The organism is uncultured Draconibacterium sp. (assembly GCF_913063105.1).
Taxonomy (GTDB): Bacteria; Bacteroidota; Bacteroidia; order Bacteroidales; family Prolixibacteraceae; genus Draconibacterium.
This window is the reverse complement of sequence record NZ_CAJXYQ010000026.1, coordinates 39,358-45,664: the sequence shown is the minus strand read 5'-3', so window position 1 is coordinate 45,664 and position 6,307 is coordinate 39,358. Positions and strand designations below refer to the sequence as shown.

Sequence of the window (6,307 nt, the reverse complement as noted above, 5' to 3'; positions counted from 1 at the left end):
GGTCCGTTTTCGTGGGGAACAAGTGCCCACAATGCCGTTCATAACGCAAAAGTTATGGAAGAAGTGGCAAAAATGGCGCACACTGCGTTGCAGTTGACTCCGGGAGCTGAGATCGATCAATTCTTATTAGATAAGCATTACCTGCGCAAGCACGGGAAAAATGCATACTACGGACAGTAATTGTCCATCAGTTAAAAAAATCAAGGACGAAAAGTTGGTGGAGGAACAAACGCTGCCAGCTTTTCGCTCCATCTTAAATTAGAAAAATGGCAAAATATACAATTGGACTGGATTATGGTTCTGATTCGGTTCGTTCATTAATCGTAGACGTAGAGACCGGCGAGGAGCTGGCAAGTGTGGTGTTTGAATACCCGCGTTGGAAAAGAGGAGAATATTGTGATGCGCCAAACAACCAGTTTCGTCAGCATCCGAAAGATTATTTAGAAGGCTTGGAATACACCATTGTTGAGGCCCTGAAACAAGTTCCTGCAGGTGTGGCCGAAAATGTTGTGGGTATTTCTGTTGATACCACCGGATCGACTCCGGTAGCGGTTGACGAAAAAGGTACGCCACTGGCATTAACACCGGGTTTTGAAGAAAATCCAAATGCGATGTTCGTACTTTGGAAAGATCATACGGCAGTAAAAGAGGCGGAAGAAATTAATGAATTAGCCAGGAAGTGGGATATCGACTTTACAAAATACGAGGGTGGAATTTATTCATCAGAGTGGTTCTGGGCCAAGCTGCTGCATGTAACGCGCAAAGATGCCGGAGTGTACCGTGCTGCTTATTCGTGGGTAGAGCACTGCGACTGGATTCCGGCGGTTCTTACCGGAAATACCAATCCGAAAACATTAAAGAGGAGCCGCTGCGCAGCCGGGCACAAGGCCATGTGGCATGAAGCTTTTGGTGGTTTGCCATCAGAAGAATTTCTGACTCAGCTTGATCCGATGTTAGCCGGATTAAAAGATCGTTTGTTTAAAGAAACATTTACCTGTGATGTTGCGGCAGGAACATTGAGTGAAGAGTGGGCGAAGAAATTAGGCCTTTCAACCAATGTGGTTATTGGGGTAGGAGCTTTTGATGCTCACCTTGGTGCTGTTGGTGCACAAATCGAACCGTATCACTTGTCGAAAGTTATGGGTACCTCAACCTGCGATATGCTGATTGCACCGCTTGAAGAAGTGGGTGATAAACTGGTTAGCGGTATTTGTGGTCAGGTTGATGGATCGATCGTTCCCGGAATGTTAGGTTTGGAAGCCGGTCAGTCGGCATTTGGTGATATTTACGCCTGGTTCCGTCGTTTAATCGAGTGGCCAATGCAAAATATTTTGGCAGAATCTGATTTGATCGACGAGGGCACTAAGAAAAAACTGATCGATGAAACTTCAGGTAAGATCATTGCTAAATTAAGCCAGGAAGCTGAAAAAATTCCCATCGCTGAAAGTGGAATCGTTGCATTGGACTGGATGAACGGTCGTCGTACTCCGGATGCCAACCAGGCATTAAAAGGAGCAATTATCGGTTTGAATCTGGGATCGGATGCACCACGTATTTTCCGTGCTTTGGTTGAAGCTACTGCTTTTGGATCAAAAGCTATTAACGACCGCTTCATTTCAGAAGGAATCCGCATCGATGGTGTTATTGCGCTCGGAGGAGTAGCTAAAAAATCGAAACTGGTAATGCAAATTGTTGCCGATGTACTGGACATGCCAATTAAAGTGGCTCGTTCGGAACAGGCTTGTGCATTAGGAACTGCAATGGCAGCAGCAGTTGCAGCCGGTGTATACGAAAACCTTGGTGAAGCACAGGAAAAAATGGGCGGTGGTTTCGAAATGGAATATCATCCCATACCTGAAAATGTGGCCAAATACAAAGCGCTTTACGAGAAATACAATCAGCTGGGTAAGTTTATTGAATTCGATTTGAATTAAAAACCAAATAAATAAATAAACAATGAAGTACTTAGGAATTATAGCTTTAGTTATAATGTTTTTTGGCTGTGTGCAGGAAGAAGCCACAGTGGGTATATCACGCGAAGATTTTGCGTTTGATTACAATGGAAAAACCATTGAACTTTATACCTTGAAAAACGATAATGGCCTTGTTTGTCAGTTAACCAATTTTGGCGCAAGGGTGGTAAGCTTGTATGCACCTGATAAAAACGGAACGCCCGGCGATGTGGTGGTAGGTTATGGCAGTGGTAAAGATTTTGTTGAGAAAAAAGAAAATTTCTTTGGCGCTACTATTGGGCGCTACGGAAACCGCATAGGAAATGCAACATTTACCATTGATAGTATTAGTTACCAGCTGGAGAAAAACGATGGAGAAAATCATCTTCACGGCGGAAGTAACGGATTTCACCGTCAGGTATGGACGGTGGAAAGTGTAAGTGACAACGAAATTGTTTTTAGCTACCTTTCTCCGGATGGCGAAAGTGCTTATCCGGGAACCGTAAATACAACCATTACATACCAGTTAACGGCAGCTAACGAGTTAAAAATTGAGTATTTTGCAACAACAGATAAAAAAACAGTTCTCAATCTTACCAATCATACCTATTTTAATTTAAAAGATGGCGGTAAAAGCTCAATTAACGAACACCTGATGTACTTGAATGCATTACGTTTTACCCCGGTTGACGGCGGATTGATTCCTACCGGAGAATTGGCAGAAGTGACTGGTACTCCTTTTGATTTTACGCAGGCTACGGCTATTGGCGAGAGGGTTGATAACGAGCACCAGCAGTTAAAAGTTGGAAATGGTTACGACCATAACTGGGTGCTTGATACCGGCAACGATAAAACACAATTGGCAGCCCGCGTAGTTGAACCCGAATCGGGCAGGGTACTCGAAGTGTATACCAACGAGCCAGGCATTCAGTTTTACGGAGGAAACTTTTTAGATGGAACAATTGCCGGAAAATCAGGTATAAAATATGGATTCAGGTCTGCTTTTTGCCTGGAGACTCAACATTTTCCCGACAGTCCGAACAAACCTGAATTTCCAGGAGTGTTGTTAAATCCGGGAGACAAATATTATTCAATTTGTATCTACAAATTTGGTGTTGAAAAATAGGATTCCGGAGATTGAATAAATGAAATGCTGTTGAAACTTATTAATGATGTAATACAATTTAGGCGAGGAACTCATAACTTAACAGAGCAGTCAGCCCATGGGGGATGCGTGAAACACCCATGAACCATTTAAAATTTAAAACAGAATAAAATACGGAAAAAATAAAGGGGAGCTGCGAATGCTGCTCCCCTTGGTTTATGCCTCCTGTGTAGTCAAATTCATTGTGATATTAAGTTAATTATTAAGTAGTATGCGAAAAATTTGAATCTGCTTACAGGAAATAAATTTTTACTTATCGAATTAAATTTTACTATTCTTTTCGTAATCCTCGATGTTGCTAAATGCATATTCGTAATCCATCGGAATAATCTGGTTGTAATCTTCAATAGTTGCGTTGGATAAACAGGCCTCAATAATTTTTCTTCCGGTTTGAAATAAATCTTTGTGCAGGTATTTCTGTAACTCCTTATTAAAGAACTGCTGCAAAATTTCGGCACCGGCATCATAGGCATCAGTACCTACCTCAACCTGGTTGTAAACTTTTAAAAATCGGCTCGGTATTTTAGATCCTTCAATAGTGAGGTAATTTAATTCGTAGCCTAAAAGCGAACAACGTGCAGCTTGCATTTGGTCGTCTCTGAGTTTTGTTCCTCCCCGTCGGGTTAAATATTCACGCATTAAAAGCTGCGGTTTAAAACCAACTTCCCAAACACCAATATTTTGGTTAGGCACCAACGAGAATATCGTTCTAGGTGTTTCAATAATTTGTTTTAACAGCATGTTGGCATGGATTATACGGTCGCCTGTTGCAAAAGGCCAGTACGAGCCTACGCCTTCGCTTTCCATTGCTCCGGTTCCAACAATGCTTGGATTTTTGTGTCCGCGTGGAGCTACCAAACGCCATAACCAGGCCAATGCCGGTGGTAAAATATGAAATAGCCCAACAATACCGTAAGTTGGGTCTTCAATCGAGCATTTTGGTGTACGTATTCCAAAACTGCGCACATCAACCGATACTGCTCCGTCAATCGAATTCTCAACAATTTCGCGGGGCATTACAACTCTTGGATTTGGGCAACGTTTGCCCGGTTCGTCTTCAATATGATCCCATATTAATGCCGTTGACTCGGGTTTGGTATCGATATTTAAAAACAATAAAGGTTTTTTAGGATTGATAGTATTCTTCTCTAAAACCGGGTCGTCGCCGTATTTGTTAACACTATCGGTTCTTACAAACCAGGCGTTTTCAGCATCCATAATTCCCAGTTTCCCATTGTCTTTCTGAAATGATGGATGACAGAATGCCATATCGTCGGCAACAGCTTTAAAGCTGCATGTTCGAGGAATGGTTATAAACCTGGTTTCATCGGTACGCGAATTTCTACCCAGTAAAACCCTTCCGTCTGTTTCTCTTAAAATATGTTGATGCAATTCTGATTTTCCACCGCCACTGGCACCTTCGTGCATAAAGGTTGTGGTAATATCGTAAGGGCTTATGGATTGCACTGCCGAGCAGTGCGCTGTAATCCAGCTCTCTCTTTCGCCCTGGGCAAGAAGCACGCCATACAAGCCTTTTTTGGCACTTGGCCCCGGGTAAAGGTTATACGAATATAACTCATGAATATCGTCCAGGCGATTATGTACAACAACTTGCTTTCCGTCAAAATGTGTATGACGGAAAACAGGAGCCACAAAAATTACTGATTTTAAATCGCCCTTTTTATCAATTTCATCAATCGATACAATTTCCTGCAACATCGAAAGACCCATGGCAAAAAAACCGGCGTTTGCAGGTGCTATCGCAATGCCAAGTGAGCCTATTCCCTGTCGGCCGGCAAAATAAAAGAACACTGCCAAATCCTGTTCTTTCAGCCAGTCAAAAGTTTTTGATTGTATGTCAGCAAAAGGATATCCAAATTTATCAGAAAAACGAGTTTTGGCAGACGGTTTGTCATCGCCAATAACCATGGTTCCCGGATCCCTTCTACGCATATACGCTTCGGTATAATTAACTGAAATACCGTTTTTAACCCGGTGAACAATTGCTTCGGTGTACGTTCCTTTGCCCTCAATATCATACGAAACGGCAAATTCTTTATTTTCTTTTCCGTTGGTTGCGGCTTCGGCAAGCTCATCGGTAGAATTAAAAAATGTAAATGATTTACAGGAATTTAGAAGGTTTTGTACATTATCAGGCAATTGAATGCCTTTGCTTTTAAGGTTGCTTGTAAAATTTGAATACTCTTCACGCATACTAATACTTTTTTGAGTTATTGTACCGGCTTAACTCGTGCCGGTAACGTGGCGCAAAACTATAAAAAGCTTTAGTATCGTTTAAAAAATGAAGAAGAACTTAATACTATTTAAGTATTTATTAACTTATTAAGTAGAGATGAAAATTGCAGTGTTTTTCTAAATGTTTGGAGGAGTAACCACCCAAATTGCCCGGGTAACACCATTGTGAATATTTTTGGCGTTATGCATAATGTTTGAATTGAAATAGAAACTATCTCCTACTTCCAAATCGTAAGTTTTGTCCTCGAGTGTTATAGCCAGTTTTCCCTCGGTTAAGTAGCAAAACTCTTGTCCGGGATGATTGGTCATAATTCCATTACTGTCTGAATTAGGCACAAACTCAAGAAGGTATGTCTCCATTTGCTTATGCGGATCGTGGTGCGAAAGCAGGAAAAGTTTGGTTCCGCTTTTATTTTTCTGCACAAATTTTTTCTGCTTGTCCGAAATCAGCGGTTGTTGTAACAGGGTTTCATTTTCTCCAATTAATTCACCAACAGTTGTATTTAAACTGTCGGCAATATTTTTTAAGGTAAGAATGGATGGAAAAGCTTTTGCATTTTCAATTTGCGATAACGCACTGGAGCTGATTCCTATTTTTCCAGCTAAATCGTTAAGCCTTAGGTGTAAGTTTTCTCTTTTTCTTCGTATTCTTTCCCCTAGTCGTTTCATAAATTAGCTCTACCTGGTTGTTAATTTTTTTGTTAGTGCCACAAAAAAATGACATTGCCAACAAAGGTAAAAGAAATATCTAAGCTGTTAAAGATTAGTTAATAAATTAAGTAGCTTTTAAATAGTGTGTTGTTTTGTTTTATTTGAAGCCGGAGCTGTTTTTATAAGTAATTTTATATTATCGTTGTATTTATGAGATTAATTTCGTGGCGCTTACTTTTTTATAACAAAGCACTGCCATCGGGCCAGGTGGAGATGTGCTTTG

4 protein-coding genes and 1 pseudogene are annotated in these 6,307 nt (G+C 41.0%); 3 read left to right on the top strand and 2 right to left on the bottom strand.

All coding sequences use genetic code 11. The features are described 5' to 3' along the window. From araD to QZ574_RS18275, 3 genes and pseudogenes are all read left to right on the top strand, one after another. Window positions 1–180: pseudogene (araD, locus tag QZ574_RS18285) on the top strand (L-ribulose-5-phosphate 4-epimerase); the annotation flags it as partial. Between the two features lie 86 nt (window positions 181–266). Next, complete coding sequence (locus QZ574_RS18280) at window positions 267–1,934, top strand: ribulokinase (protein ID WP_297092228.1); 1,668 nt, start codon at window positions 267–269, stop codon at window positions 1,932–1,934. A gap of 22 nt (window positions 1,935–1,956) precedes the next feature. Then, entirely contained in the window at window positions 1,957–3,078 is a 1,122-nt protein-coding gene (locus QZ574_RS18275) for an aldose epimerase family protein (protein ID WP_297092226.1), read from the top strand. A 300-nt stretch (window positions 3,079–3,378) separates the two neighbouring features. Here the strand turns inward: QZ574_RS18275 and QZ574_RS18270 are convergent, their stop codons facing one another. Both QZ574_RS18270 and QZ574_RS18265 read right to left on the bottom strand, forming a co-directional pair. Further along, entirely contained in the window at window positions 3,379–5,331 is a 1,953-nt protein-coding gene (locus tag QZ574_RS18270) for a DUF4914 family protein (RefSeq protein WP_297092224.1), read from the bottom strand. Window positions 5,332–5,490: 159 nt separating this feature from the next. After that, entirely contained in the window at window positions 5,491–6,042 is a 552-nt protein-coding gene (locus QZ574_RS18265) for an XRE family transcriptional regulator (protein ID WP_297092222.1), read from the bottom strand. Window positions 6,043–6,307 lie beyond the last annotated feature (265 nt).